This is a genomic window from Pseudooceanicola sp. NS-SX8, from assembly GCF_057380755.1.
In genome coordinates this window covers 2,713,930-2,740,340 of sequence record NZ_CM170819.1, presented here as the reverse complement: position 1 = coordinate 2,740,340, position 26,411 = coordinate 2,713,930, and the positions used below count along the sequence as shown (strand labels likewise).

21 protein-coding genes are annotated in these 26,411 nt (G+C 64.8%); 9 read left to right on the top strand and 12 right to left on the bottom strand.

The window, feature by feature from the left end; genetic code table 11:
• The first annotated feature begins 100 nt into the window (after window positions 1–100).
• The gene (locus AC2IR1_RS12525) at window positions 101–682 is read left to right on the top strand and encodes an invasion associated locus B family protein (protein ID WP_486472302.1); all 582 of its coding nucleotides are present in this window, start codon (window positions 101–103) and stop codon (window positions 680–682) included.
• Window positions 683–853: 171 nt separating this feature from the next.
• Here AC2IR1_RS12525 and AC2IR1_RS12520 read toward each other — a convergent pair whose 3' ends face one another.
• The 4 genes from AC2IR1_RS12520 to AC2IR1_RS12505 are packed head-to-tail and all read right to left on the bottom strand — an operon-like array spanning window position 854 to window position 5,193.
• Complete coding sequence (locus tag AC2IR1_RS12520; protein ID WP_486472301.1) at window positions 854–2,062, bottom strand: beta-ketoacyl-[acyl-carrier-protein] synthase family protein; 1,209 nt, start codon at window positions 2,060–2,062, stop codon at window positions 854–856.
• Entirely contained in the window at window positions 2,059–2,322 is a 264-nt protein-coding gene (locus AC2IR1_RS12515) for an acyl carrier protein (protein ID WP_486472300.1), read from the bottom strand. The genes AC2IR1_RS12520 and AC2IR1_RS12515 overlap by 4 nt, the downstream gene beginning before the upstream one ends.
• A gap of 34 nt (window positions 2,323–2,356) precedes the next feature.
• On the bottom strand, window positions 2,357–3,448 hold the full coding sequence (locus AC2IR1_RS12510; RefSeq protein WP_486472299.1) for a UDP-3-O-(3-hydroxymyristoyl)glucosamine N-acyltransferase: 1,092 nt from the start codon (window positions 3,446–3,448) through the stop codon (window positions 2,357–2,359).
• Between the two features lie 32 nt (window positions 3,449–3,480).
• Complete coding sequence (locus tag AC2IR1_RS12505; protein WP_486472298.1) at window positions 3,481–5,193, bottom strand: L,D-transpeptidase family protein; 1,713 nt, start codon at window positions 5,191–5,193, stop codon at window positions 3,481–3,483.
• 321 nt (window positions 5,194–5,514) lie between these two features.
• On the opposite strand from AC2IR1_RS12505, the gene mepK reads away from it, so the two are divergent.
• On the top strand, window positions 5,515–6,081 hold the full coding sequence (gene mepK / locus AC2IR1_RS12500; RefSeq protein ID WP_486472297.1) for a peptidoglycan L,D-endopeptidase MepK: 567 nt from the start codon (window positions 5,515–5,517) through the stop codon (window positions 6,079–6,081).
• Between the two features lie 389 nt (window positions 6,082–6,470).
• Here mepK and AC2IR1_RS12495 read toward each other — a convergent pair whose 3' ends face one another.
• Genes AC2IR1_RS12495 through eutB form a run of 3 tightly spaced genes read right to left on the bottom strand, consistent with a single transcriptional unit; the run spans window position 6,471 to window position 9,899 of the window.
• Complete coding sequence (locus AC2IR1_RS12495; protein ID WP_486472296.1) at window positions 6,471–7,841, bottom strand: aminotransferase; 1,371 nt, start codon at window positions 7,839–7,841, stop codon at window positions 6,471–6,473.
• A 47-nt stretch (window positions 7,842–7,888) separates the two neighbouring features.
• A complete protein-coding gene (locus AC2IR1_RS12490) occupies window positions 7,889–8,869 on the bottom strand; it encodes a cyclodeaminase (protein WP_486472295.1) in 981 nt (326 codons plus the stop codon).
• On the bottom strand, window positions 8,859–9,899 hold the full coding sequence (eutB, locus tag AC2IR1_RS12485) for a hydroxyectoine utilization dehydratase EutB (protein WP_486472294.1): 1,041 nt from the start codon (window positions 9,897–9,899) through the stop codon (window positions 8,859–8,861). The genes AC2IR1_RS12490 and eutB overlap by 11 nt, the downstream gene beginning before the upstream one ends.
• A gap of 236 nt (window positions 9,900–10,135) precedes the next feature.
• Between eutB and AC2IR1_RS12480 the strand changes: the two genes are divergently transcribed.
• The 4 genes from AC2IR1_RS12480 to AC2IR1_RS12465 are packed head-to-tail and all read left to right on the top strand — an operon-like array spanning window position 10,136 to window position 14,222.
• On the top strand, window positions 10,136–11,320 hold the full coding sequence (locus AC2IR1_RS12480; protein WP_486472293.1) for a M24 family metallopeptidase: 1,185 nt from the start codon (window positions 10,136–10,138) through the stop codon (window positions 11,318–11,320).
• Window positions 11,320–12,480 (top strand): acetylornithine deacetylase, encoded by a 1,161-nt coding sequence (gene argE / locus AC2IR1_RS12475; RefSeq protein WP_486472292.1) that lies wholly within the window; start codon window positions 11,320–11,322, stop codon window positions 12,478–12,480. The genes AC2IR1_RS12480 and argE overlap by 1 nt, the downstream gene beginning before the upstream one ends.
• Window positions 12,470–13,156 carry a GntR family transcriptional regulator gene (locus tag AC2IR1_RS12470; protein ID WP_486472291.1) on the top strand — a complete coding sequence of 229 codons (687 nt, stop codon included), beginning with the start codon at window positions 12,470–12,472 and terminating at the stop codon, window positions 13,154–13,156. Before argE ends, AC2IR1_RS12470 begins: the two co-directional genes overlap by 11 nt.
• Before the next feature lie 52 nt (window positions 13,157–13,208).
• Window positions 13,209–14,222: a Hint domain-containing protein gene (locus AC2IR1_RS12465; protein WP_486472290.1), complete on the top strand. Its 1,014-nt coding sequence runs from the start codon at window positions 13,209–13,211 to the stop codon at window positions 14,220–14,222.
• Here AC2IR1_RS12465 and AC2IR1_RS12460 read toward each other — a convergent pair.
• The 5 genes from AC2IR1_RS12460 to metH all read right to left on the bottom strand — a co-directional run bounded on the left by AC2IR1_RS12460 (window position 14,192) and on the right by metH (window position 22,235).
• Window positions 14,192–15,505 carry an ABC transporter permease gene (locus tag AC2IR1_RS12460; RefSeq protein ID WP_486472289.1) on the bottom strand — a complete coding sequence of 438 codons (1,314 nt, stop codon included), beginning with the start codon at window positions 15,503–15,505 and terminating at the stop codon, window positions 14,192–14,194. The genes AC2IR1_RS12465 and AC2IR1_RS12460 overlap by 31 nt on opposite strands.
• Window positions 15,502–16,185, bottom strand: coding sequence for an ABC transporter ATP-binding protein (locus AC2IR1_RS12455; protein WP_486472288.1), 684 nt, complete (start codon window positions 16,183–16,185; stop codon window positions 15,502–15,504). Before AC2IR1_RS12455 ends, AC2IR1_RS12460 begins: the two co-directional genes overlap by 4 nt.
• 3 nt (window positions 16,186–16,188) lie before the next feature.
• Window positions 16,189–16,620, bottom strand: a complete 432-nt coding sequence (locus AC2IR1_RS12450; RefSeq protein WP_486472287.1) for a hypothetical protein — start codon at window positions 16,618–16,620, stop codon at window positions 16,189–16,191.
• 74 nt (window positions 16,621–16,694) lie between these two features.
• Window positions 16,695–18,188, bottom strand: a complete 1,494-nt coding sequence (locus AC2IR1_RS12445) for an alkaline phosphatase (RefSeq protein ID WP_486472286.1) — start codon at window positions 18,186–18,188, stop codon at window positions 16,695–16,697.
• A gap of 258 nt (window positions 18,189–18,446) precedes the next feature.
• On the bottom strand, window positions 18,447–22,235 hold the full coding sequence (metH, locus tag AC2IR1_RS12440; RefSeq protein ID WP_486472285.1) for a methionine synthase: 3,789 nt from the start codon (window positions 22,233–22,235) through the stop codon (window positions 18,447–18,449).
• A gap of 600 nt (window positions 22,236–22,835) precedes the next feature.
• Between metH and AC2IR1_RS12435 the strand changes: the two genes are divergently transcribed.
• The 3 genes from AC2IR1_RS12435 (at window position 22,836) to AC2IR1_RS12425 (ending at window position 26,355) form a co-directional block, all read left to right on the top strand.
• Entirely contained in the window at window positions 22,836–24,071 is a 1,236-nt protein-coding gene (locus AC2IR1_RS12435) for an aromatic ring-hydroxylating oxygenase subunit alpha (protein WP_486472284.1), read from the top strand.
• On the top strand, window positions 24,068–25,150 hold the full coding sequence (locus AC2IR1_RS12430; protein WP_486472283.1) for an FAD-binding oxidoreductase: 1,083 nt from the start codon (window positions 24,068–24,070) through the stop codon (window positions 25,148–25,150). The genes AC2IR1_RS12435 and AC2IR1_RS12430 overlap by 4 nt, the downstream gene beginning before the upstream one ends.
• A 203-nt stretch (window positions 25,151–25,353) precedes the next feature.
• Complete coding sequence (locus tag AC2IR1_RS12425) at window positions 25,354–26,355, top strand: DUF3137 domain-containing protein (RefSeq protein ID WP_486472282.1); 1,002 nt, start codon at window positions 25,354–25,356, stop codon at window positions 26,353–26,355.
• Window positions 26,356–26,411 lie beyond the last annotated feature (56 nt).

Below are 26,411 nucleotides of genomic sequence, written 5' to 3'. Positions count from 1 at the left end.
CCATTTACGCAGTTGTGTCCAAAGCCCGCCGCGCGGGACCTGACACCGCCGTTCGCCCATGCTAAGCGGGCGGCAACGCAATCATTCAACGGGAAGCACGATGCGCTCTATCTCCAACCTTTCGCTCGCCCTCGTGACCGCAGTGCTGATGGCCGGCCCCGCCCTGGCCCAGGACGACAGTCTCGACATGGGTGCGGATTCCAATGCCGCCCCGCAGGTCGGGCAGACCTACTCCAAGGAAACCATCGGCGACTGGTCGCTCGACTGCATCAAGACCGAAGACGGCCAGGATGAACCCTGCCAGATGACCCAGCTGATGCGCCAGGATGACGGCAACCCGATTGCGACCGTCACCTTCTTCCGCACGCCCGAAGGATCCCAGGCCGCGCTTGGCGCCTCCATCATGGTGCCGCTGGAAACCCTGCTGCCCGCCGGCCTGCGCCTGGCGATCGATGACGGCCAGGAAAAGGTCTACAACTACAGCTTCTGCAACCGGAACGGCTGCATCGCGCGCGTGGGCTTCACCGCGGCGGAACTGGCGGCCTTCAAGGGCGGCAGCGCGGCCAAGATGGTGATCCGTCCCTTCGCCGCACCTGACGTCGAAGTGCCGATGACCCTGTCGCTGAAAGGCTTCACCGCCGCCTTTGACAAGGTGACCGCGGTCCCCGGCGCCGGCAACTGATCCCATAGGGGCCTGGCATTCTGAACGCCGCGCCCATCCCGGGCGCGGCGTTTTCACATCGGGCCCCTTCCGGCCAGACAGATGAACCAGACAGACGAAAAGGCGCGGCTCCCTCCGGAACCGCGCCTTTTTCATGTGCCTGGCCCAACCCTTGTTAGGGGTCAGACCCCGTCAGACTTTCTTCAGCGCAAGCACCGCGTTCAGCCCGCCAAAGGCAAAGGCGTTGGAAAGCGCCACGTCGACCTTGGCCTCCCGCGCCTCGTTGGGCACCACGTCCAACGCGCATTCCGGGTCCGGCTCTTCATAGTTGATGGTGGGCGCCACGACGCCGTCGCGCAGGGCCATGATGCAGGCCAGCAGCTCGACCGCGCCGGTGCCGCCGATCAGGTGCCCATGCATCGCCTTGGTGGAGGAGATCATGACGGTATCCGCATGCAGCCCGAAGACATCGGCCACGGCCGCGCTTTCGGTCTTGTCGTTGGCGGCGGTGCCGGTGCCATGGGCGTTGATGTACTGCACATCGCCGGGGTTCAGACCCGCATCGCGCAGCGCGCCGGAAATCGCCCGGGCCGCGCCCTGTTTCGACGGCATGACGATATCGGTCGCGTCAGAGGACATGGCGAAGCCCGCCACCTCTGCCAGGATCTCCGCGCCGCGGGCCTTGGCGTGTTCGTATTCCTCGAAGACGAAGATCCCCGCGCCCTCGCCCTGCACCATGCCGTTGCGATTGGCGCTGAACGGGCGGCAACCGGACTTGGACATGACGCGCATGCCCTCCCAGGCCTTCACGCCGCCAAAGCACAGCATGCTTTCGGATCCGCCGGTGATCATCACCGGGCTCATGCCGGTGCGCACCATCTGGAACGCCTGCGCCATGGCGTGGTTGGACGACGCACAGGCGGAGCTGACGGTGAAGGTCGGCCCCTTCAGGTTGAATTCCATGCTGACATGGCTGGCGGCGGCATTGTTCATCAGCTTGGGCACGACGAAGGGGTGAACGCGGTTCTTCCCCTCCTCGTAGACGGAGCGGTAGTTCTCGTCGATGGTGGTCATGCCACCGCCGGAGTTGCCCAGGATCGCGCCGGTCCTGTGCGCCAGCTCCCCCGCGAAGGACAGGCCGGACTGCGCGATGGCCTCCCGCGCGGCGACCAGGGCGAATTGCGTGAACCGGTCATACAGCGCCATCTGCTGGCGGTTGAACAACCCTTCGGAGCTGAACCCCTTCACCTGCGCGCCGATATTCACCATCAGCCGGTCGGCATCGCGCACGTCCAGTTCGGCAATGCCGCAACGGCCTTCGCGCATGGCTTCCAGCGTGGCCGGCACATCATGCCCCAGGGCATTGATGGTTCCGGCGCCGGTAATGACGACCCGCTTCACGCCTTCTGTTCCGCCACCAGCTTTTCGACACCGGTAACGATGGAGGCGACATCGGAGATGTCGAAATCGCTCTCGTCGGGCTCGTTGGCGTTGAAGGGGACTTCGATGTCGAAGGCTTCCTCGATGGCGAAGATGCTTTCGACCAGGCCCAGGGAGTCGATCCCCAGGTCGTCCAGCGTGCTCTCCATCTTCACGTCGGAGGGCTCCAGAACGGCCTGCTCCGCGATGATCTCGATGACCTTCTGCCTGATGTCCGTCATGGACCCGACCCCCTCTCGCGTTCTTGCGGTCGATTTAGTCGGTCTGACCCGACTTGAAAACCGCTTTCTGCAGCTCGGCCACCTGTTTCATCAGTCGCGGCAGGCGGCGCAGCGCCTTGTAGCTTTCGATGTTGGCGTCCATCTTCGTGGCCGGATAGCCCATGACGACACGGCCCGCAGGCACGTTCGACAGCACCACCGACGCGCCCGCGCAGATCACGCCATCGCCGATGAACACGTTGTCGGACACGCCCACGCGGCCGCCCATCACGACGTTGTTCCCGATCCGCGTGGACCCGGCGATCCCGGCAAAGGCCGCCATCAGGCAGTCCTCGCCGATGACCACGTTGTGTCCGATATGGCAGAGGTTGTCGATTTTCGTGCCCGAGCCGATCTGCGTCGGCCGCACCGTGCCCGCGTCGATGCAGGTGTTGGCGCCCAGCTCCACGTTGTCGCCGATCTGCACCGCGCCCAGCGAATGAATCCGCACCCAGGCCTGGGCCTTGGCATGGGTCTCGCCCGCCAGGTTCGACCGGGCTTCCTCCACCGCATTGGCCTCCGGCGTGACGAAGCTGAACCCGTCGGAGCCGACAACCGCCCCCTCATGGGCGATGAACCCCGCACCGATGCTGACCCGCGGCCCGATCTTCACGCCGGAGAACAGGAAGGCCCCCGCGCCCAGCTCGCTGTCCCAGCCGACATGGCACTGAGGCCCGATCACCGACCCGGCGCCGATCTTCGCGCCCCGGGCGATCACCGTGAAGGCGCCGACGCTGACGTCCTCGCCCAGCTCCGCACCCTCTTCGATATGGGCGGTCGGGTGGATCCCCGGGGCATAGCCGACGCCCGGATCCATCATCCGCGTCACCGCCGAAAGCGCCATGCGCGGCCGGGGGACCAGCACCGCGGCCTCCAGCCCCAGTTCGGACCAGTCCGCATCGGCCCACAGCAGCGCGGCCTTCGCAGCCCCCTCCGACAGGCCCTCGGCGAATTCCGGTTTCATCGCCAGCGCCAGGTCGCGCGGGCCCGCCGCGGCGGGCTCTGCCACGCCCTCGACCTCGAACGCGCCGTTGCCAAGCACCTCTCCGCCCAGGGCCCGGGCGATTTCACTCATGCTGTATGCCATCAAAGAGATCCTTCCCGCATTTGCGGGCCGGTTTAGCTTCTCACCTGACCCAGCACCACCCCCTGCGCGGCAAGGGCATTCCAGACCCGCCCGTCACGCCCGTAGACGTCGTTGCGGAAATGGACCTTGCCCCGCACATCGGTGAAGGCGGTGCGGTAAACCAGGTGCACCTGCAGCGGTTGATCCAGGTTTACCTGGGTTTCGCGCCCGCTGTTCAGACGCGCCTTGAAATACCCCTCCGGATCCGCCTCCTGGGCGGAAAGCAGCGCATAGGCGAAGTCGAAGGGATCGGCCAGGCGGATACAACCGTGGCTGAAGGCCCGCGTCTCGCGGTTGAACAGGCTCTTGGAGGGCGTGTCATGCAGGTAGATGTTGTTCGCATTGGGGAACATGAACTTCACCAGGCCAAGCGCGTTGGACCGCGACGGCGGCTGCTTCAGGTCGAAGGGAAAGTTCGTCGCCGTCAGCTGGGTGAAATCCACCGCATCGCGGGGCACAACCCGGCCACGCGCATCCACCAGGTTCAACTGGCTGGCGGCATAGGGATCCTGCTGCATCTGCGGCAGGTATTCCTTCACCGCGATGGAACGCGGCACGTTCCAGGTCGGGTTGATGATCATGTGTTCCATGACATCGCTGAATTCGGGGCTGCGACGGCCGTCGCGGTTGGCCCCGATCACCGACCGGGTTTCGAAGACGACCTCGCCATGGTCGATCAGCTTGGCGTGGAAATCGGTCAGGTTCACCCAGACGTGGCGTTCCCCGCGCGGGCGGTTCAGCCAGCGCTCACGCTCCATCGCCACCAGGATCGACTTCAGCCGGTCCGCTTCGCTGGTGTTGATCGCCGCCAGGGTGGACGGCCCGACGACCCCGTCGACCTCCAGCCCGCTGTCCTGCTGGAACTGGCGCACCGCATTCGTCATCACCTCGTCGTAGACGGCCGCGCCACGCGGCGCGAGGTAGCCCATGTGCACCAGCCGGTCACGCAGCTGGATCACCGCCCGGCCCCGGTCACCCGGTTCCAGCTTGCCGGCCTGCACCTGCGGGCCGTAGCCCCCGGCGCGCAGGCCCATCTCCATGTCCATCTTCGCGCGCAGCAGGCGGCGGTACTCCGCATTGTGCGGCGGCAGGGACCGGACAAACTCCATCGGATCCGCGTTCTGGATTCCCTCCAGGTACTGCGAGGCATCGCGCAGCGGCACTTCGCGCAGGATCTCGCTGTCGACCTCGTGGGGCACCAGGATCCCGGTCTGCAGATCGCTTGCCACATCCAGCAGGACCTGGCTCAGCTCCACGTCCAGCAGGCCACGGTCGCGGTCGCTGACGGCGGCGCCCATCTGGGCGATCAGGTCGGCGGCATCATACTTGTCCGCCGGCAGGCCATGCACCGGCATCATGCGGATCGCTTCCAGCAGGGCGGCGCGCCGCGCGGTGAACTCCGCCCCCTCGCCCGTCCAGATCGGGGCGAAATCGCGCGCCCGGTAGAAGGCCGCCAGGTCACGGTTGCGCGCAGCGGCCTCCGCCACGGCGGTCTTGAACCCCGTCAGGGCAAAGCCTTGCGTTTCGGCCGCCTGCGCCACACCGCCCCCCCATGGCACGGCCACGGGCGCAAGGGTCAGGCCAAGGGCCAGGGCGGCGGTCGCACCGCGCAGGGCGCGCCGCGCGCTGCTCAAACTGGCGCCGGAACGGCGGGCAGACTGCGGGCGGGCAAACTGAGTGCGGGCGGTGGATTGCCAGAAGATCATGGGGACTTTCCTTCGGGACGGGCATCGGGACGCTTTTAACAAAGCTGTGTCAGAGGCTTGAACCTGTCCACTCACAAAAGGGTCAGGCCGGGATTTGCCTCCTTGTTGAGATATAACAGCCGCGCCCGTCTCGTCCAATGGCGGGATTCCCCACCATTTTGCGCAAGATTCAGCCGAAATTTGCCGAACCATGGAACCAGACCCATTCCCGGGTTTGAGATAATTTTCAACCGTGTCATAAACGCCTCGCATCTGGGGATGATGACACCACCCGCTTCTGCTGGCGGGACAAAGAAAAGACGAGCGACGGGACAGCGCTAAATGACCAAAGGCACAGCGAGTATCTCGCGACGCGCCCTGCTGGGTGCGTTTGCGGCAACCGCAATCACGGCAGCACCGACCTATTCCAAGGCCGCAGGCTTCCTTAGAAACGCAGGCGATATCCGCAGGATCAAGATGTACTCCGCCCGGACGGGTGAACATCTCGACATGATCTACTGGATCGAAGGCCAATACCTGAAGGACGCCTCGGAAGAGATCACGCGTTTCTTCCGCGACTGGCGCACCGATCAGATCAAGCCGATCGACCTGCGCACCGTCGACATCATGGCAGCGTCTCATTCGCTGATGGATGTGACCGAACCCTACATGCTGCTTTCGGGCTACCGTTCGCCCGAAACCAACGCGATGCTTCGCGCCCGCTCCAGCGGTGTTGCGCGCAACTCGCTGCACATGAAGGGCCAGGCCGGCGACCTTCGCCTTGCCTCCCGCTCGGTCAACCAGATGGCTTCGGCCGCTGAAAGCTGCCGCGCCGGTGGCGTTGGCCGCTACTCCGGCTCCAACTTCGTCCACATGGACTGCGGCGCCGTGCGTCACTGGGGCGCCTGAGCCCCCTCGACCCTACTCCGCAGGTGTCTGGTGTCAGGTCTCTGGCGGCACGTCCCGGTGCCGCCTTCCGGGCCTGCGCGCCACACTCCGAAATGACCGCCCTCAGGGGCGGTTTTTTCATGTCCGCTGCAGCCCGTCGCTTGGCCCGGATGCGGCTGCCACGCGGGGTCGTCCCGACCACCGTGCGCCGCGTTAATCCGGGGGGCGGGAAATAATACGCACCGACGCTATACCGACGTGATACCGACGCGATACCGACATGGCGTTTCGGCCTCTACGGCGCTGTTAACCTTCGCAAAATCGCGATTCGACGCAAAACGGGGCGATGCAGCGCACCGCCCCGTCACATCCCGTTAATCCGGCCGTTAATCCGGCCGTTAATCCGGCCCTCAGCCGAGAACGTTTTTCACTGCCTTCGCAGTGGCTTGCACCACGGTGTCGGCCTCTTCCGGGGTCAGGCAGAGCGGCGGGGCAAAGCCCAGGATGTCGCCCTGGGGCATCGCCCGCCCGATCACGCCCATGGAAGCAAGCTCGGCCGCGACAGCCGCACCGACTTTCTTTGCCGGATCAAAGAACTTGCGCCCTTCCTTCTCCTCCACGAACTCCAGGGCGCACATCATGCCCTCGCCGCGGATGTCGCCGACTTTCGCATGGCTTCCAAGGGCTTCCCGCATGGCGTTCAACAGGTAGGCGCCGGTTTCCCCGGCGTTCTTCACCAGGCCCAGCTCGTCGATCAACCGAAGATTCGCGACACCTGCCGCCGCCCCGATGGGGTGTGCGGAATAGGTCCAGCCATGGCCGATGGGGCCGTTTTCGTCGGTTCCCTGCTCCAGCACCTTCCACATCTTGTCGCCCACGATCGACCCCGACAGCGGCGCATAGGCGCTCGTCAGCCCCTTCGCGATGGTGATCAGATCCGGCTTCATCCCGTAATGGTCGCTCCCGAACATGGTGCCCAGACGGCCAAAGCCCGTGACAACCTCATCCGCGACCAGCAGAATATCGTGCTTTTCCAGAACCTTCTGGATCGCTTCCCAGTAGCCTGCGGGCGGCGGCACGATCCCCCCGGTGCCCAGGACGGGCTCCCCGATGAAGGCCGCGATGGTCTCCGCCCCTTCCCGCGCGATCAGGGCTTCCAGCTCCGCCACGCAATGCGCGACGAAGTCCGCCTCGGACATGTCCAGATCATCGCGGCGGAAGTAATAGGGCGCCACCGTATGCAGGATCGGCGCCCGCGGCAGGTCGAACTTGTTGTGGAAGGTCTCCAGCCCCGTCAGCGACCCGGTCATCACTCCGGAGCCATGGTAGCCACGCCAGCGGCTGATGATCTTCTTCTTCTCCGGAAGGCCGCGGATGTTGTTGTAATACCAGATCAATTTGATGTTGGTTTCATTCGCGTCCGACCCGGACAGGCCGAAGTAGACCTTGCTCATATGGGCCGGCGCGCGCTCCATCACCATATGCGCCAGGGTGACGGAAGCCTCCGTCCCATGGCCCACGTAGGCGTGGTAATAGGCCAGTTCCCGGGCCTGGTCGGCAATGGCTTCCGCGATCTCCTGCCGCCCGTATCCCACGTTCACGCAATATAGCCCGGCAAAGGCATCCAGCATGCGATTGCCGTCCCGATCCTGGATATGCACCCCCTCTGCGGTCTTGATGATCCGGCTGGGCGTCTCCCCCCGGGCATGCTGCGCCAGGTGGGTGGACGGGTGGAAGAAGGACTCGCGGTCCCACTTGTCGAGTTGGTCGTTCGTCAGCATCTCTCGCTCCTGCATGGGGGCGCCGATGGGTCAGCCCCCTGTTTTCCCTAGGTTTCAATCGTAATTCCGGCCCCGCCCAGACGGGTCAGGGCAAAGCTTGCCATGGCGGTATCCTGCACGCCGGTCCCGGTCAGATCGCAGACGCTGACCTGCGCCCCGGCCACACGCCCGGGCGCGTAGCCCAAGATCACCTGCCCCAGCTCCGCCGGGTCCTCTGCCAGCAGGCCAAGGGCGCGTGCCCCTCGCAACTCCCCCATGGTGGCGCATTGGCTGACCCGGTCGCAGACCAGCAGGTCCGCTGCAGCCATCACGCCCGGCTCCAGCTCCTGCTTGCCCGCCTGGTCGGACCCCATGGCCGTGATATGCAGCCCGGGATGGATCCAGTCGGCCTTCAGCACCGGTGCGGTGGCTGGTGTCGTCGTGACAACCGCCTGGGACCGCGCAACCAGACCTTCCGGATCGGAAACGGCAGTGGCGCGCGCGCCCGTCACCCGGGCAATATCCTCTGCACAGGCTTCGGCCCGGGCCGCATCACGCCCCCAGACAAGGCAATTTTCAAAGGGCCGAACCAGGTGCAGCGCCTCTGCCTGCAGGCGTGCCTGCACCCCGGTGCCGATGATCCCGGCCGTCTGCACCTCTCCGGCCAGGTGACGCGCGGCAACGGCCCCTGCGGCGGCCGTGCGCAGATCCGTCAGGAACCCATTGTCCAGAAACACCGCCTGCACCAGGCCGGTGGTGGCCGACAGCAGCACCATCAGCCCGTTCAGGCTGGCCAAGCCCTTTGCCGGATTGTCGAAAAAACCCGGGCTGACCTTCAGGGCAAAGCCCTCGACCCCTGGGACCCAGGCGGTTTTCACGTCGACCTCTCCGTTAACCTGCGGCAGGTGCATCGACAGGACCGGTGGCATCACCACGCCGCCGCAGGCCAGGGCGGCAAAGCCCGCCTCCACCGCGTCGATCAGCGCCAGGTCCAGGCGCAGAACCTCTCGCAGCTGGCTTTCGGTCACGATCCGGATCTCATGCCCCATACAGGCCTCCTTCAACGGTGAGGGCGCCAAGGCGAACCGCCTGCCCCGTCACGACTTTCGTGAATTGATCCATGTCGACGTTGCGGCCGGTGACAATCGCCCCGATCCGCCCCCGCGCCGGGATCTTGCCGGCAAGCAGGGCCGCAATACCCACGGCGGATGCCCCTTCGGCGACCAGCCGGTCCTCCCGGTAAAGCGCTTGCATGCCGCGATAGATCTCCGCCTCGGTCACCTGCACGACCTCGTCCAGAAGATCGCGGCAGAGGGCGAAGCTCCACCGGTTGTTCAGGCCGATGCCCCCGCCCAGGCTGTCTGCCAGGCTCTCGACCTCTTCGACCTCGACCGGATGCCCCGCAGCGAGAGAGGCCGCCATGGCGGCGCCCCGGTCCATGCTGATCCCGATGACGCGGATCGAGGGGCGGATCGCCTTTGCGGCAAGCGCGACCCCCGCCGCCAGCCCGCCACCGGAAAGCGGCACCAGCAGGCACTCCAGCGCGGTCTCCGCGGCGAGCATTTCAAGGGCAATCGTGCCCTGCCCCGCGATAACCAGCGGATGATCGAAGGGGGGAACCTCGGCCAGTCCCTGCGCCTGCGCCAGCCTGGTGCTTTCAACCTGGGCCTCGTCCTGGCTGCGCCCGGCGATATGGACCTCTGCGCCCAGGGCGCGGATCCCCTCCACCTTGTTGGCGGGCACCATGTCCGACATGCAGATGACCGCACGCAAACCACGCGCCCGCGCGGCATGGGCCACGGCCCGGCCATGGTTGCCGGTGGAACAGCAAGTGACGCCCGGCGCCTGCACCGCCGCCACGGCATTGAGCGCGCCGCGCAACTTGAAGGCGCCGGTGGGCTGGGCGATTTCCAGTTTCAGCCGAAGGTCGCACCCAAGGGCCCCGGACAGGGCCGATGGAACGAATGGCGTGCCATCCGCCTGCCCCCGTATCCGCGCCGAAGCTTTCAGCACATCAGCAAGGACCGGCATCGCCTTGCGCGGGCCGTCAGGACTTTGTTCACCTTCACGCGGGATCATACGCTCATCCCGCAGGCGAAGAGGCGGGCAAAGGCAGTGGTTTTCATTCGTCCGCTCCTGTCGCTGCAAATTCCCGATTGACGCGGGCATCGGTGTTTCGCTGATGTTGTGCACAACACGGTCCGAGTCGCAAAGAGGGAACCCGGCAAGGCGCACGCGAACCGCGCCGAAACAAGGGGGAACACGGGGCGTCCGGGGCGTGGTTGCTCACGATGTGTACAAATCGGATGGAATCGATGTCCGCCAGCAAGGCCCCCTTCTCTGCCGCCGAATATGCCCGGCGCATTCGCATCACCCGTCAGGCCATGGCCGAAGCCGGGATCGACGTGCTTTTCATCACCAACCCGTCCAACCAGTACTGGCTGACGGGCTATGACGGCTGGTCCTTCTACGTCCACCAGGGCGTGATCCTGCCGATGGAGGGCGACCCCTACTGGTGGGGCCGCCTGCAGGACGCCAATGGCGCCAAGCGCACGGTCTGGATGGACCACGATCACATCCTGTTCTACGCCGACCGCTACATCCAGAACCCCGACAACCACCCGATGGAGGATCTTGCCTCCCATCTGCGGATCATGGGCTTCGGCGATGCCCGCATCGGGGTGGAGATGGAGACCTACTTCTACACCGCCAAGGCGCATTCCGTTCTGCTGGACGGCCTGCCGGATGCCACGATCTCCGATGCATCGACGCTGGTGAACTGGAAGCGCCTCATCAAGTCCGAGGAGGAGCTGGCCTTCATGCGTCGCGCCGCACGGATTTCCGAGCTGGTGATCTCCCGCGCGGTGGAACTGGTAGAACCCGGCATGCGCAAGCACGACCTGGTGGGGGAGCTTTACAAGACCGCCGTGCAGGGGGAGGAAGACAGCTGGGGCGACTACCCGGCCATCGTGCCGCTGCTGCCCTCGGGTGAGGATGCCTCTGCCCCGCACCTGACCTGGAACGGTGAGGCGCTGAAATCCGGCGAGGCGACTTTCATCGAGCAATCAGGCTGTTACCGGCGCTACCACGCGCCGCTGTCGCGCACCGTCTTCCTGGGCAAGCCGCCTCAGTTCATGATCGACGCCTCCGAGGCGCTGACCGAAGGGCTGAACGCCGGGATCGAGGTGGCACGCGCCGGCAACCGCGCCTGCGACATCGCGCGCGCGCTGGATGCGGCCCTGTTGAAGGTGGGTATCGAACGCCCCAACCGCGCGGGCTATGCCGTGGGGCTCAGCTATCCGCCGGACTGGGGCGAGCACACCGTCTCGATCCGGGCGCTGGATGAAACCGTGCTGGAACCCGGCATGACCTTCCACTTCATGCCCGGCCTCTGGATGGATGACTGGGGCCTGGAAACCACCGAGACGATCCTGATCAAGGAAGACGGACCGGCGGAAACGCTCTGCAACATCGAACGCAAGCTCTTCGTGAAAGACTGATGACCGACCTCGCAACCGCGAAGGCAATGCTGGGGGAGCTGGTAGGCTTCCCCACCATTTCCACCGACAGCAACCTGGATGCCATTGCCTACATCGCCGAGGTGCTGGGCCATGTCGGCGCCCGGGTGGAGATCCTGCGCGATGCCTCCGGGCAGAAAGCCAACCTCTGGGCCACGCTGGGGCCGGAGGTCGATGGCGGGCTGGTCTTTTCCGGCCATAGTGACGTCGTCCCGGTCGCGGGGCAGGACTGGTCGCGCGATCCCTTTGACATGCATGAAGAAAACGGGCGTCTTTACGGCCGTGGCACCTGCGACATGAAGGGGTTCATCGCCTGCGTCCTGGCCATGGCTCCCCGGCTGGCCGAACGGGTGGGCGACAGGCCCTACCACTTTGCCTTCACCCATGACGAGGAGACGGGCTGCCTTGGCGGGCGCGCGCTGGTCGACGAACTGGCGAAGCGCCCGATCCGTCCCGCCATGGCCCTGATCGGGGAGCCGACGCTGATGCAGGTGGTGGATGGCCACAAGGGGTGCTGCGAATACAGCGTGAGGTTCACCGGCACCGGTGGCCACGGGTCCAGCCCCGAAGCAGGGGTCAATGCCGTCGAATACGCCACCCGCTACATCGCGCAACTCATGTCCCTGCGGGAAGAGCTGAAGGCCCGGGCGCCCGAAGGATCCCCCTTCGATCCGCCCCATACGACGATCAACATCGGCGCCCTGCATGGCGGCACGACCCATAACGTCATCCCCGCCTCGGCCCAGCTAGACTGGGAGATGCGCCCGATCAATGACGACGATCAGGCGTTTGTCAAATCCGCGATCGCAGGGTTCGTCGCGCAGGACCTGCTGCCGCAAATGCGCCGGACCTCCGCATCGGCCGATGTCGTGACCGAGGTGGTGGGAGAGGTCTGCGGCCTGCTGCCCATGCCCGAAAACGAGATCCGCACGATGGTGCAGCAGCTGACCGGCGCGAACGGCGCCAGTTGCGTGCCCTTCAACACCGAAGCGGGCCTCTTTCAGCAGCTGGGACTTCATGCCATCATCTGTGGCCCCGGATCCATCGCCCAGGCCCATCAGCCCGACGAGTGGATCGAGGTGTCCGAACTGGACAAGTGCCTGCAGCTTATCGACAATATCTCACTCCGCCATGGCAAATGATCACTCTCCCCTCAGCGCGCTGGACCGCGCCGATGCCCTGGAGGCGGAGCTGAAGGAACGGATCTGCTTGCTCGACTACGCCCCCGGTCAGCGCCTGTCGGAGGCAGAGCTGGCGGCGGAATTCGGCATCTCCCGGACACCGCTGCGCAAGGTCCTGGCCAAGCTCGAAGGCGCGGGGCTGGTGGCCTCGCGTCACGGTGTCGGCACCTTCGTGACCGAACTCGCGGATGAGGAACTGGACCAGATCTATCGCCTGCGCCTGGAACTGGCGAGCCTTGCCGCGCGGCTGGATCCGGTGCCGCCCTCGCAGGGAACCCTGTCGCGGTTCCGCAACCTCGCGGAACGGGCCCGCGCCCTGCGCCCCGATCCCGACAGCCCGCGCCCGCTGGCCCGGCTGATCTACGACTTCATCCAGGCCCAGGCAGAGCTTTCGCAAAACCGACCCCTGATGGATTTCGCGACGCACCTCTATTCCCAGACCGCACGCCTCTGGGTGCACTCGCTCTATGCCTCCGACCTCGACCTGGGGGAGGAAATCGCGACCTTCGCCCGCGAGGTCGAAGAGATCCTGATCGCCCTCGAAGCCGGTGACATGGAGGCGGCCGCGCTGATCCACCGGGCCCATGTCTCCCTCTCCTGGCGGCGGCTCAGGGCGCGGCGGGGCCAGCGGGCTTAACCCGGTCGAAACCGGTTTCGGCGATGATGCGGCAACGTCTGCCGGGGCCGCCATGACCTACTACAACCTCGAATTCTTCTGGATCTCCGAAATCTCGACCAGCAATGCCGCGGGGTTCAACGACAATGGCGGCTACCAGTTCGTCCATGGCGTCGATACTGTCAGGATCGACAACGCCGCGGCGACCGAAACGGTCGTGGTGGACGACGACGACCCATATTTCGATGACGACGACTATGCCCAGACGATTCCCTATGACCAGTGGGTCGACGGGATCTACGTCGCCGCCGGCACAACCGTCGAAGCGGAGTATGAGCTTTTCGTAAGTGGCCCCGATGGCACGATCTACTCGATACAGTTCATCTCGGTCAATGGGGACGCCTTCAGCATCTACGGGTTCGCCGTTCTTGGGGAGATGCCGCCCTTTGGCGTCGACCTGATAGTTGTCGGGAACAGCGATGGCGTTTCTGGCGTCCAGCTCTATGAATCGACGACCCCGGCCTGCTTTGCCGCCGGCACCCTGATCGCCACGCCCGGCGGGGACGTCCAGGTGGAGGCGTTGGAAACGGGCATGCCCGTGACCCTGGCCACTGGCGGCACCGCGCCAGTGGCGCTGGTGATCCGGCAGCAGGCGCACCCGGGCCGGCAGGGCGAAGGATTGCCCGTTCGGATCCAGAAGGACGCGCTTGGGCCCGGACTGCCGCGCGGCCGGCTTATCCTGTCACCGCAGCACCGTGTGTTCCTGCGGGCCCTCGACGGATTGGTCGCCGCCAAGGCGCTGACCTGCCTGCCCCGCATCGGCCCGCTGCGCGACGTGGCCGATGTCACCTATGTCCACCTCGTGCTTGCGCAGCACGCGATCCTTCTGGCCAATGGCCTGCCCTGCGAAAGCTTCTGGCCCGGCCCGGAGGCCATGAAGGCCCTGTCACCTGCGGACCGCGCGCGGGTGGAGGCGCACATGGGCCCTGCGCCCACGCCGGCCCTGCCCTTCATCCCGGTCCAGCAGGCACGCCGGCGCCTTGGCTCCGGAAACATTCAGCTTCTCAGCCCGTCGGAAATCGGCTGACGCAGAACGGAGAGCGCAGGCAGCAGCGACAACACGCTTGTGGCCGACAGGAAGAGCGCGGCAAGCCGGATCTCCTGCCAGCCCAGGCTGGCCTGGATCAGCATATCCGTCCTTGCGGTCAGAACCGCCGAGAGGATCGCCGTGGCCCCCACCCCAAGGATCAGCCCGAGGGCGGTTCCCAGCATCAGCAGCGCCGTGGCCTGGGACCAGACGACCGCCATCACGAAGCGGCGCGGCGCACCCAGTGCGCGCAGCATCGCGATCTGCCGCCGAAACAGCCGCGACAGGATCAACAATCCCGTCAGAACCGAGGCTGCGACCAGCACCTGTGTCACGCCCGACATCAGCGACATCGCCTGCCGCACATCGCCCATGACCGAATAGAGCTGCGTCAGCACCGTTGCCGGGAAGAATGCCATGGACTGCCCGGTCTGCGTGAAAGCATCACGAAGCGCGTAGTTGGCCCAGATCGCCTCTGCCTTCACCACCACCGCCGGCGTGCCGGGGAAATAGGCCGGATCGAAGGGCGGGCCGATCGCCTCCTCGTCTTCGGGCGGATGACCATTGGCCAGCCCGTGCACCTCCCACACGGCCTCCACCGGGACCAGAATGGCCCGATCCCAGGGTGTGCCCGTGCGCGCCATGCGGCCCACCACGTGGAAGTGGCTGTGATCATGGGCATGTTCCTCTGCCGCTTCGCCCTGCCCGTGCGCCGGGGTGAATTCCTGACCCAGCTCCAGCGGCACCAGGGCACCGACCACCGCCTCGTCGTGATCCTGCCAGATCCGCCCCTCTATCCGGCCATCGGCCAGGTAGGTGACGAAATCGGCAATGCTGCCGACAACCGGCGCCCCCTGGTAGCTGTCGCCATAGGCCAGGGGCGCGGCGATCTCGACGCTGTCGGTCGCGGCGATCCGGTCAAAGGTCTCCCCGTCCAGAAGCCCGACGTCGGAGGGTTGAAGGAAGACGGACGCCATCAGCATCGTGATCTCCGACCCCGGGGCGGAAACGACCAGGTCGAACTTGTCTGCGGCCCGCGCCGATCCCGTGCGCAGCCCCCGTTCCTGCGCGATCAACCCGATGCTCATCCCGACGGACACGGCGATCAGCCCAACGAACAGAAGGTTCGTCCAGCGAAACCGCGCCAGCAGCGCGCGCACCAACGGCCAGGGCGCAAAGCCGCGCAGGAACCAGATCCCCAGCCCGAGAAGCGGCAGCAAAAGCACCAGAACGCCCAACAGATCCTGCGACCAGAGCGGAAGACTGTCCCATAGGTTTCTCATGCCGCGGCCCTCCCGCCATCCTGCACCAGCCTTCCGGCCTCTAACGTCAGGACCCGGTCCATCCGGGCCAGAAGCGCCTCATCATGGCTGACCGCGATCATGCTGCGCCCCGCATCCCGCGCCAGCGCCACAAGATCCGCGATCAATGCCTCAGCCGCATCGCGGTGCAGGCTCGCCGTCGGCTCATCCGCAAGCAGGACAGGTGCATCGGCGGCGAGGGCCCGGGCGATGCCGACCCTTTGCCTTTCCCCGCCGGAGAAGGTAGCAACCGGGCGCGCGGTTTCCGCCAAGCCGAGCCTTTGCAACAGCGACGCCGCGCGTGCCTTCAGCGCCGCGCGCTCGGCCCTTGGTCGGTACATCGCCGACAGCGCCGCATTGGCCTGCGATCCCAGCTCGTCGAACAGCAGGAAGTCCTGGAAAATCATGCCGATGTGCCCCGCCCTGAAGGCGGTTCGCCCTTCGGCCGAGAGGGCCAGAAGGTCAGTCTGCCCCCATTTCACCTGGCCCCGGGCCTGCCCGCGCAGACCGGCGATGGCATGCAGGAAGGTCGTCTTGCCGGCCCCCGACGCGCCGCGCACCCCGACAAGCGATCCCGCCGGCAGATCCAGCGCGCCGATTTCCAGCAGCGGCCCATCCTCCCCGGGGACCACAAGGTCCCGGATTTGAAGTGACAGGGACATGTCTCAGCTCCGCTCGTAGGTGGCTTCGGAAAGGCGGATGACGCTCCAGAACCCGGTTTCAGGGTCCGTGAACTCCCCCATTTCCAGACGCCCCTGGGTCACCATGGGAACGTTGAACGGGATCACCTCGACCCTGCGGCGGGTGTAGACCGGCAGGATATTGTCCGGCCACTCGATGCCCGGTTCGCAAAAGGGACAGGTCGCCATTGGCATCTTCGTCAGAACGAAGAATTTCGCATCAGCCTTCAGCGGCGGCGCCATGTAGCCTTCCAGCAGTATCCGCTTTCCTTCCAACGACTTCGCCAGATCGGAAAAATCGCCCCCCTTGATGTAGAGGTCGCGCAGCTTCAGCGGCTCTTCGGCGGCAAGCGCCGGGAGGGTCAGGAAAGGCGTGGCCAGGACGGAACCTGCGAAGGTGCGGCGGGTAACGGGCATGTTAGGGCTCTCGGTCTGAACGGAAGCGGAGAGCCCGGGGGCCCTCCGCCAATCTGCATAGGGTCAGGCGCCGATCACTCGGCGTTCACCGCGTAGTTCATGACGTGGAAGATGTAGTTCTGCTCGATGGTGCCATCGAACAGATGCGCCCAGGGGCCCTTGGCATAAAGCGCGACGTCCACGCCGGAGTGGCTTTCGGAGGACTTGGGGATCAGAACCTGCTGGTTGTAGTCCAGATCGGTTGCCTCTTCCTGGGTGATCATCGGACGACCCTCCGGCGCGGCATAGGTGCCATCCGCCTGCTCGACCATGACCGAGGAAGCGCCGTTCAGGTAGCCGACCACGGTGTAGGGCTTGCCGTCGGAGGCCAGAACCGGGTCGTCGGTGTGCATGATGCCTTCCTTGGCAACATCGTAGCACAGTCCGTCGATCGGGGTGCCGCGGCCACAGTAGCCGTTCATCGCGATGGCGTGCTCGTGGTCGGCAGTGACGATGATCAGCGTATCCGCGTCATCGGTCATCTCGTCGGCCTTTGCGATGGCATCGGCGAAGACCTTGCCGTCGATCATGGCGCGCTTGGCGTTGGTGGCGTGGTTGGCGTGGTCAACGCGACCCGCTTCGACCTCCAGGTAGAAGCCGTTCTCGTTCATGGACAGCTTGTTGATCGCGGTCTCGACCATATCCGCCAGCGACGGCTCGGTGTCGGGACGGTCCGCTTCGTAGGAGGCGTGGCTGTCGGTCCACATGCCCAGGATCGGCTTGGAAAGGTCCAGCGCAGCCAGCTCTTCCTTGTTGGAGGCGTACTGGATGCCGTTGGCGATTGCGCCGTCGATCAGGTTGCGCCCGTCGGGGCGGTGACCCTGACCGCCGTTCGGGGTCTGGGCGCCCTTCGGGAAGAAGTAGCGCGCGCCGCCACCCAGGGCGATATCGACAGTACCGGCTTCCATGGCGTCGATCAGCTGGGTCGCGATATCGCGGGAGCTCTCGCAGCCTTCCGGCACTTCGTCTTCCCAGTTGCGGTTGGCGGTCTTGGCATAGACGGCCGCCGGCGTGGCGTGGGTCAGACGGGCGGTGGTGACGGCACCAACGGATTTGCCGGCATCGGTCATCAATTCCGAGAAGAGCGTCAGTTCGTTCCCGGCCTCCGTCTCGCACGCGCCGTTAATCGCGTCTTCACCGACGTTGATCACATTGAAGCGCTGCTTGACGCCGGTATTCATCGCGCCTGCTGTCGGCGCGCTGTCGGGGGTCTGGGCGTTGATGTTGTAGGTCTTCACCAGCGCGAGTTCGGGGAAGGCTTCCTGCGGCTGAACGTAGTCGTCGCCCATGCCACCTTCCTGCTGACCGGCCCAAAGGCGGTTCATGTAGTTGGAGGCCACGCCGTTACCGTCGGCGACGAACAGGATGACGTTCAGCGCGCGGCCGGTGTTGTCCTGCTTGGCCAGGGCGGCTTCGATGGCGGACTGGCCATCGGCGAACCATTGGCTCGAGGCCTGCGGCAGATCCTGGGCGCAGGCAGCTCCGGCGGCGGTCAGCGCCAGCAAGGATGCGGAGACGAGGGTTTTCATGCGTGGTCACTCCAGTGGGTCACTATGAGGACCGCACTAGGCGCCGCAGACGTCATTCAGACGACAGAACCGTAAACACTATGCGACAGCCCACAGAAAAGTGAGCCGCCGCGATCATGATCACGCCGATTCCGTTATGTCATAACATACGCTGCCCTATCGAACTCCGTCAACATCCGATCCGCCCCCGTCGCAAAGGCCTACAAACGGAAAAGGCGCGCCCGGTGGCACGCCTTTCCTGTCAGTTCCTCGCGGCGATCATTCGGCGGCGATGGTCGCCGGATCCTTGCCGGGCACGTAGTTCAGGATCGGACCCAGCCAACGTTCTACCTCCTGCACCGACATGCCCTTGCGCTCGGCATAATCGACGACCTGATCCCTTTCGACCTTGGCGACACCGAAATAATAGCTCTCCGGATGGCCGATATAGAGCCCCGACACCGAAGAGCCGGGCCACATGGCATAGCTCTCCGTCAGCTCGACCCCGGTCGCGGCCGTTGCGTCAAGAAGACCGAAAAGCGTCGTCTTTTCAGTATGATCAGGCTGCGCCGGGTAGCCGGGCGCCGGGCGGATGCCATCGTAGGGCTCCTTGATCAGCTCCTCTGGCGTGTAGGGTTCATCCGGTGCATAGCCCCAAAGCTCCTTGCGGACCATTTCGTGCATGCGCTCGGCAAAGGCCTCGGCAAAACGGTCGGCCAGAGCTTTCACAAGGATCGACGAATAGTCGTCGTTCTTGCCTTCGAAGGCTTCGGAGATCGCGATCTCCTCGACCCCGGCGGTCACGACGAAACCACCCACGTAATCCGCCTGCCCCGCCGGAGCGACGAAATCGGACATGGCAACATTGGGCCGATCGCCGCGTTTCGACGTCTGCTGACGCAGGGTGTAGAAGGTTGCCTTCTCCTCTTCCCGGCCCTCGTCCGACCACACGGTGATGTCATCGCCATCGCTGTTCGCGGGCCAGAAGCCCACGACGGCGCGGGGGGTGAACCACTTCTCGTCGATGATCCGCTTCAGCATCGCCTGCGCGTCTTCGAACAGAGCCCGTGCCGCTTCGCCCTGCTTCTCGTCCTCCAGGATCTTGGGATAGACGCCCTTCATCTCCCAGGTCTGGAAGAACGGGGTCCAGTCGATGTAGCGCGCCAGCTCCGCAAGATCCCAATCGTCAAAGACCTTGGTGCCAAGGAAGGAAGGCGCCGTTGCCTTGTAGCCGCTGAAGTCGACCTTCAGCTTGTTCGCCCGCGCGGCCTCCAGCGGCAGGCGGGTCTTCGCGGCTTCCGCACGGGCGTGTTTCTCCGCCACATCGGCGTATTCCGCCTGGATGTTGGCGACGTACTCCGCCTTGACCTGCTTGGACAGGAGAGAGGACACGACACCGACCGCGCGGGATGCATCGGTCACGTAGATCGCCTGGCCCAGGTCGTAGCGCGGGTGGATCTTCACCGCCGTATGCACGCGGCTGGTGGTCGCCCCGCCGATGAGCAGCGGGATGTCGAAGCCCTGACGCTCCATCTCGGAGGCAACGTGGACCATCTCGTCCAGCGACGGGGTGATCAGCCCCGACAGGCCGATGACGTCGACGTTTTCGTCCTTTGCCACCTGCAGGATCTTTTCTGCGGGAACCATGACGCCAAGGTCGATGATCTCGTAGTTGTTGCAGGCCAGCACGACGCCAACGATATTCTTGCCGATGTCGTGCACATCGCCCTTCACCGTGGCCATCAGGACCTTGCCCGCGCTTTCGCGTTCATCCCCACCGGTCAGGCGCTTCTCCTCTTCCATGTAGGGCAGAAGGACGGCGACCGCCTGTTTCATCACCCTGGCTGATTTGACCACCTGCGGCAGGAACATCTTGCCCGCACCAAAGAGATCCCCCACGACGTTCATCCCCGCCATCAGCGGGCCTTCGATGACATGCAACGGACGTTCCGCCGCCTGGCGCGCTTCTTCGGTGTCATCGTCGATAAATTCGGTGATGCCGTTGACCAGCGCGTGCTCCAGCCGCTTCTCGACCGGCAATTCGCGCCAGGACATGTCCTTTTCACGGCCCTTGGCACCACCCTGCCCGCGATATTCCTCCGCGATTTCAAGCATGTTTTCGGTGGCGGAGTTGCCATTGGCCGGGGTGCGGTTCAGCACCACATCCTCGCAGGCTTCGCGGAGCTTCGGGTCGATCTGATCGTAGACCGCCAGCTGACCGGCGTTGACGATGCCCATGTCCATGCCGTTCTGGATGCCATGGTACAGGAACACCGCGTGCATCGCCTCGCGCACCGGTTCATTGCCGCGGAAGGAGAACGACAGGTTCGACACACCGCCCGAGATGTGCACGTGCGGACAAGTCTCGGTGATGCGCTTCGTTGCCTTGATGAAGTCCACGCCGTAGTTGTCGTGTTCCTCGATGCCCGTCGCGACGGCAAAGACGTTCGGGTCGAAGATGATGTCTTCGGGCGGGAAGCCCACCTGCTCGGTCAGGATCTTGTAGGCGCGCTGACAGATGGAAACCTTGCGGTCTTCGGTGTCAGCCTGTCCGGTCTCATCGAAGGCCATGACGACAACCGCCGCACCATAGGCCCGGCACAGGCGCGCATGGTGCAGGAAGGCCTCCTCGCCCTCCTTCAGGGAGATGGAGTTGACCACCGACTTGCCCTGCACGCATTGCAGCCCGGCTTCGATCACCTCCCACTTGGAACTGTCGATCATGATCGGCACCCGGGCGATGTCGGGCTCTGCCGCGATCAGGTTCAGGAACTCGATCATCGCCTGCTTCGAGTCGATCAGGCCTTCGTCCATGTTGATGTCGATGACCTGCGCACCGTTTTCCACCTGCTGCCGAGCCACATCCAGCGCTGCCGCATAATCGCGGTTGGTGATCAGTTTCCGGAAGCGGGCCGAGCCGGTGACGTTGGTCCGTTCGCCGACGTTGACGAAGGGAATGTCGGAGGTCAGCGTGAAGGGCTCCAAACCGGACAGGCACATCAGCGGCTTGTGCTCCGGAATTTCCCGCGGGGCATGGGACTTCACCGCGTCCGCGACGGCACGGATGTGGTCATAGGTCGACCCGCAGCAACCGCCGACGACATTGACAAGCCCATCCCGGGCAAAGCCGGACACCAGCTCCGCCATTTCCTCGGGCGTCTGGTCGTATTCGCCCATCTCGTTGGGCAGGCCGGCGTTCGGATAGGCGCAGATCAGCGTGTCGGCGACCCCGGAAAGTTCCGCGATATGCGGGCGCATTGCGTCGGCCCCGAGCGCGCAGTTCAGGCCCACGGTCAGCGGATCGGCATGACGGACGGAGTGCCAGAAGGCCGTGGGCGTCTGCCCGGAAAGGGTCCGTCCCGACAGGTCCGTGATCGTGCCGGAGATCATCACCGGCAACCGTTCCCCGCGTTCCACGAAGACCTCTTCGCAGGCGAAGATCGCGGCCTTGGCGTTGAGCGTGTCGAAGATCGTTTCGATCAGCAGGATGTCGACGCCTCCTTCGATGAGGCCGCGCGCCTGTTGGGCATAGGCTTCGCGCAGCTGGTCGAAGGTGACGGCACGGTAGCCGGGATTGTTCACGTCCGGGCTGATGGAGGCGGTTCGGTTCGTCGGTCCAAGCGCCCCGGCAACGAAGCGCTTGCGGCCATCCACCTTCTCCGCCCGGTCCATCGCCATCCGTGCCAGCATAGCACCCTGGAAGTTCAGCGCGTGCACCTGATCTTCCATGCCGTAGTCGGCCTGGGCGATCGTGGTAGAAGAGAAGGTGTTAGTTTCGGCGATATCCGCACCGGCCATCGCATACTGGAAATGAATCTCCTCGATCACCTCCGGCTTGGTCAGGTTCAGGAGGTCATTGTTGCCCTTTTGCGGCTTGGCGTCACCGGAACCACCGATGTCGATGCATCCGCAGGCGCAGCCCGTGCCATGCCCCTGGAAGTCGTTTTCCGACAGACCCAGTTTCTGGATCTGCGTCCCCATGGCACCGTCGAGGATGAGGATCCTCTCTTTCGCCGCGGCGTGGATCTGGTCGAAAACAGGGGACTTGCGAAGGATGGAAGACGACATGGAAACTCGGATCTGCTGATTTTTCGCGCGCCCCGACGGACTCCGGGCGCTGGCTGACTTGGCGCCTGTCTACACCGGCGGTTGCCCATCATCCAGCTCATATAAGGCATGGAAAATATGAGAGTGGCTCATGTTTTGACCGTTCGCTGCCTTGGGAAGTCTTTGCAATCATTGATTCCGGCCCGCAGCGGTGCCCGGTGGCGACGGGCATGGGCGATCCCGCGATTTTGCCGCCGCAGCATGACGCGCCGCAGTGCCGAAAGTCTCGAATGATCGACACCATGTCGCAAATGCATGATCGCGCCTCCGGCCGCGCTTTATATCGTGGGAACAGATGCAGGCAGCGACCCTTCGGGGTCGGAACACGGGTCAACCGCGCAATCGGGCGCCCGCCGCGACGGCCAGTCCGGGACCGACATGTTGCAGCGATCACGGGGTGAATGCCCCACGCGAACAGCCGTACCGGAGGACGCCAGCCCGTCCTGTACCACGTCGAACCGCAGAGTGCGGGGACGGATGCCGGACGGCCGATGCCACCCGTCAGCCAGCCTCGCCGATGCAAGTTTTTCCCCGGGCGCCGCCCGGCCAAGGAGGCAAGCCATGGACGTTCAGGCCAAGGCACGTGACATGCTCAGCCGGCGCAAGCCCGGCCATTCCCTCGAGCAGGGCTTCTACACCGATCCGGAGATCTTCGCCCTCGACATGGAGACGATCTGGTACCGCGAATGGCTCTTCGCGACCCCGGCGGCGGCGCTGCCGAAGGGCGGCAACTACGTCACCCACAAGGTCGGGCCCTACCGCGTGATCATCGTGCGTGGCCAGGACGGTGAGATTCGCGCTTTCCACAACACCTGCCGCCACCGCGGTTCGATCCTGTGCAAGGGCGCCAAGGGCAACGTTGCAAAACTGGTCTGTCCCTACCACCAGTGGACCTACGAACTTGACGGTCGCCTTCTGTGGGCGCGCGACATGGGACCCGATTTCGATGCCGCGTCACACGGGCTGAAGCCGGTGAACTGCCGTGTCGTCGCGGGCCTCGTCTACATCTGTCTTGCGGATGAAGCGCCCGATTTCGATGCCTTCGCCGAAACCGTCACCCCCTATCTGGGCGTGCATGACCTGGGCGATGCCAAGGTCGCCTTCCAGTCCACCATCGTGGAGAACGGCAACTGGAAGCTGGTGTGGGAAAACAATCGCGAGTGCTATCACTGCGCGGGCAACCACCCCTCTCTCTGCCGCACCTACCCCGAGGATCCGACGATCACCGGCGTCTCCGCCGACGGGACCTTCCCCCCGAAGGTCGAGGCGCATTTCCAACGGCTTGAAGCCGGCGGCGCTCCCTCTCGCTTCACCATGGCCGAGGACGGGCAGTACCGCATCGCGCGGATGCCGCTCCTCGATGGCGCGGAAAGCTACACCATGAACGGCAAGATCGCGGTGCAAAAGCGGCTCGGCCGCGTCCCGTTCCTGGACGCCGGAACCCTGCTGAAATTCCACTATCCGACCACCTGGAACCACTTCCTGTCGGACCATTCGATCACCTTCCGCGTCACCCCGATCTCTCCGATGGAGACCGAGGTTCAGACGACCTGGCTGGTCCACAAGGACGCGGTCGAGGGTGTCGATTACGACCTGGAGAACCTGACCACCGTATGGGAACATACCAATGACGAAGATCGGCAGGTCGTCGAAGACAACCAGCAGGGCATCCTCTCCCCCGCCTATGTCCCCGGCCCCTACTCTGCCAGCCATGAGGACGGCGTGCTTCAATTCGTGAACTGGTACTGCGCCACCCTGGCCAACCGCATTGATCCCGTGAGGCTCGCGGCGGAATGACCGGACCATCCACGAGCCTTGCCCAGCCGATCAAGACCTGGGACGGAACCGCGCTGCTGGAATGTGTCGCGGTGCTGCCCGAAACGCCGAATGTGGTGACCTTCAGCTTCGCCGCTGAAGACAAGTCGATCTTTTCCTACCTGCCCGGCCAGTTCGTGACCCTCGAACTGCCGGTGCCTGGTGGGCCGCTCTACCGGACCTACACGATCAGTTCGACACCATCGCGCCCCCTGTGCCTGACGATCACCGTCAAGGCGCAGGCGAATTCCATCGGCACCCGCTGGATGCTGGACAATCTCAAACCCGGGATGAAGCTGAAAAGCACCGCCCCGGGCGGGACTTTCACCAGCCATCACCACCGCTCCGACAAGTACCTGTTCATCTCTGCCGGGTCCGGCATCACGCCGATGAAGTCCATGACCACCTGGTTCTACGATACCGGGCGACCTGCCGACATCGTCTTCGTGAACTGTGCCCGCCGCCCGTCGGAAATCATCTTCCGTGAAACGCTGGAGCATATGGCCAGCCGCACGGACGAGCTGAAGCTGAAGTGGGTCGTCGAGGAAAGCGACCGCTACCGCCCGTGGGCCGGTTACGAAGGCACCTTCAACCAGCTGATGCTGGGCCTGATCGCACCGGACTACTTGGAGCGGGAGGTCTTCTGCTGTGGCCCCGAACCCTTCATGCAGGCCGTCCGCGACGCCCTGCAGGGGCTGGGCTACGACATGGAACGCTACCACCAGGAAAGCTTCCAGGCGCCCACGGCCGGAGAGGCGGAGGATCCCGCAGAAGGCGACGTGGTTCCGGACGAGGACACCAAGGCAGAGATCCACTTCGCCTCCTCCGGTGTCACCCAGACCTGTGCGGAGACTGATACGATCCTTGCCGCTGCCCGGTCCGCCGGCCTCAACATTCCCTCGGGTTGCACCTTCGGTGTCTGCGGCACCTGCAAGATCAAGAAGACCAAGGGCGAGGTGCACATGGTCCACAACGGGGGCATCACCGACGACGACATCGCCGACGGCTATGTCCTGGCCTGCTGCTCCCACCCGATCGGAGAGGTCGAGGTCGAGGTCTGATACCTCAGCCGAACGGACATCTTCGCACGCACATCTTCACTGGGCGACCCAATGGGTCGCCCTTTCGCATTTCAGCGGCCTTGGCACCTAGGCGCGGCATGGCAGATGGCTTCGGTCTTCCCTCCCGGGGCGGGCCCGGACTATAGCGGGATCGACGCCCTTGACCGCTCCGCCACGGCGGGGCTGCAAACGGAGAGATTCAGGTGCCCGCGACTGCCTTCGAAGAACGCCACCCGCATGAAACCGGCTTCGCCGCTCTCTTCGCGCAGGAGATCCTTCCGCTTTTCCGGGAAACCCGGGAGGAGGTACGCGTGAAGGCCGCAAAGGCGCGGCTGATCGCGCGGGCGATCCTGCTGCTTGGCCTGCTCGTGGCCGCGGGCCTTGGCCTGGCAGATCCCTTCGACGATGACACCCAGCGTTGGATCGTCCCGATCTTTGTCTTCGCAGCCTTCGGCATCGTCGCCGCGATCGTCGTGCGGCAGGCACGGGCAAGCTTCAACGCAAGGGTCAAGGAGCGTGTCGCCGCGGTGCTGGCCCGCCACCTGCAGGTGGCGGAGTTCGTGGCGAAGCCGAATTCCTCCTACCTCAACCTGCACGCGCTGCACCAGCTTCGCATCCTGCCCTTCTTCAACCGGATCCGTATCGAGGACGCGAGCGCGGGTCGCTGGCGCGAGGTCGGCTACCGGATGGCAGAGGTCAACCTGCGCAAGCGCGAGTCCCATGGCAGCAAGGATGACAGGAAGGACACCCGCATCCTCAAGGGGCTGGTGATGGAGATCGAGACCCCGGTCGACATGCCCTGGACGATATTCGAAGCGGGCTCTGCCGGCTTGTTGCAGCGCATCCATGAGACATTCCTGGGCGCGGCGGGCCTGAGGGCCGTCGATTACGGCCTGGGCGACGCGGCTCCCTTCCAGGTCTATTCGGAAGACCCCGCAGCGGCGAAAGACCTCCTGCCTCCGATATTCCTGGAGACACTGGTCCGCATCGCGAGCGACCAGGGCCACAGGCCGCGTCGTATCAGCGCCGGGTTTCGCGGAAGGACCTTCTACCTCGCCCTGCGGCGAGACACAGATTTTCTGGAGGTCGATGCCTACCGTGTCACCGAAGCGGAATTCGCGGAGAGCTGCAGGCAGGCACTGGCAGACATGGCCCTGCCGCGTGACATCATCGACCTGTTGATCGACGGTCCGGGAGGCAGCTGAACCTGCATGTGGCGCGCCCGCCCCAAGGTGATAGGGACGGGCTGACGAGCTGAAAG

Bases quoted from the DNA above. Each gene is read 5' to 3' on its own strand.
- AC2IR1_RS12525 (WP_486472302.1), top strand. From the start codon at position 101: ATGCGCTCTATCTCCAACCTTTCGCTCGCCCTCGTGACCGCAGTGCTG.
- AC2IR1_RS12515 (WP_486472300.1), bottom strand. From the start codon at position 2,322: ATGACGGACATCAGGCAGAAGGTCATCGAGATCATCGCGGAGCAGGCC.
- AC2IR1_RS12510 (WP_486472299.1), bottom strand. From the start codon at position 3,448: ATGGCATACAGCATGAGTGAAATCGCCCGGGCCCTGGGCGGAGAGGTG.
- AC2IR1_RS12505 (WP_486472298.1), bottom strand. From the start codon at position 5,193: ATGATCTTCTGGCAATCCACCGCCCGCACTCAGTTTGCCCGCCCGCAG.
- mepK (WP_486472297.1), top strand. From the start codon at position 5,515: ATGACCAAAGGCACAGCGAGTATCTCGCGACGCGCCCTGCTGGGTGCG.
- AC2IR1_RS12495 (WP_486472296.1), bottom strand. From the start codon at position 7,841: ATGCTGACGAACGACCAACTCGACAAGTGGGACCGCGAGTCCTTCTTC.
- AC2IR1_RS12490 (WP_486472295.1), bottom strand. From the start codon at position 8,869: ATGGGGCATGAGATCCGGATCGTGACCGAAAGCCAGCTGCGAGAGGTT.
- eutB (WP_486472294.1), bottom strand. From the start codon at position 9,899: ATGATCCCGCGTGAAGGTGAACAAAGTCCTGACGGCCCGCGCAAGGCG.
- AC2IR1_RS12480 (WP_486472293.1), top strand. From the start codon at position 10,136: ATGTCCGCCAGCAAGGCCCCCTTCTCTGCCGCCGAATATGCCCGGCGC.
- argE (WP_486472292.1), top strand. From the start codon at position 11,320: ATGACCGACCTCGCAACCGCGAAGGCAATGCTGGGGGAGCTGGTAGGC.
- AC2IR1_RS12470 (WP_486472291.1), top strand. From the start codon at position 12,470: ATGGCAAATGATCACTCTCCCCTCAGCGCGCTGGACCGCGCCGATGCC.
- AC2IR1_RS12465 (WP_486472290.1), top strand. From the start codon at position 13,209: ATGACCTACTACAACCTCGAATTCTTCTGGATCTCCGAAATCTCGACC.
- AC2IR1_RS12460 (WP_486472289.1), bottom strand. From the start codon at position 15,505: ATGAGAAACCTATGGGACAGTCTTCCGCTCTGGTCGCAGGATCTGTTG.
- AC2IR1_RS12455 (WP_486472288.1), bottom strand. From the start codon at position 16,185: ATGTCCCTGTCACTTCAAATCCGGGACCTTGTGGTCCCCGGGGAGGAT.
- AC2IR1_RS12450 (WP_486472287.1), bottom strand. From the start codon at position 16,620: ATGCCCGTTACCCGCCGCACCTTCGCAGGTTCCGTCCTGGCCACGCCT.
- AC2IR1_RS12445 (WP_486472286.1), bottom strand. From the start codon at position 18,188: ATGAAAACCCTCGTCTCCGCATCCTTGCTGGCGCTGACCGCCGCCGGA.
- metH (WP_486472285.1), bottom strand. From the start codon at position 22,235: ATGTCGTCTTCCATCCTTCGCAAGTCCCCTGTTTTCGACCAGATCCAC.
- AC2IR1_RS12435 (WP_486472284.1), top strand. From the start codon at position 22,836: ATGGACGTTCAGGCCAAGGCACGTGACATGCTCAGCCGGCGCAAGCCC.
- AC2IR1_RS12430 (WP_486472283.1), top strand. From the start codon at position 24,068: ATGACCGGACCATCCACGAGCCTTGCCCAGCCGATCAAGACCTGGGAC.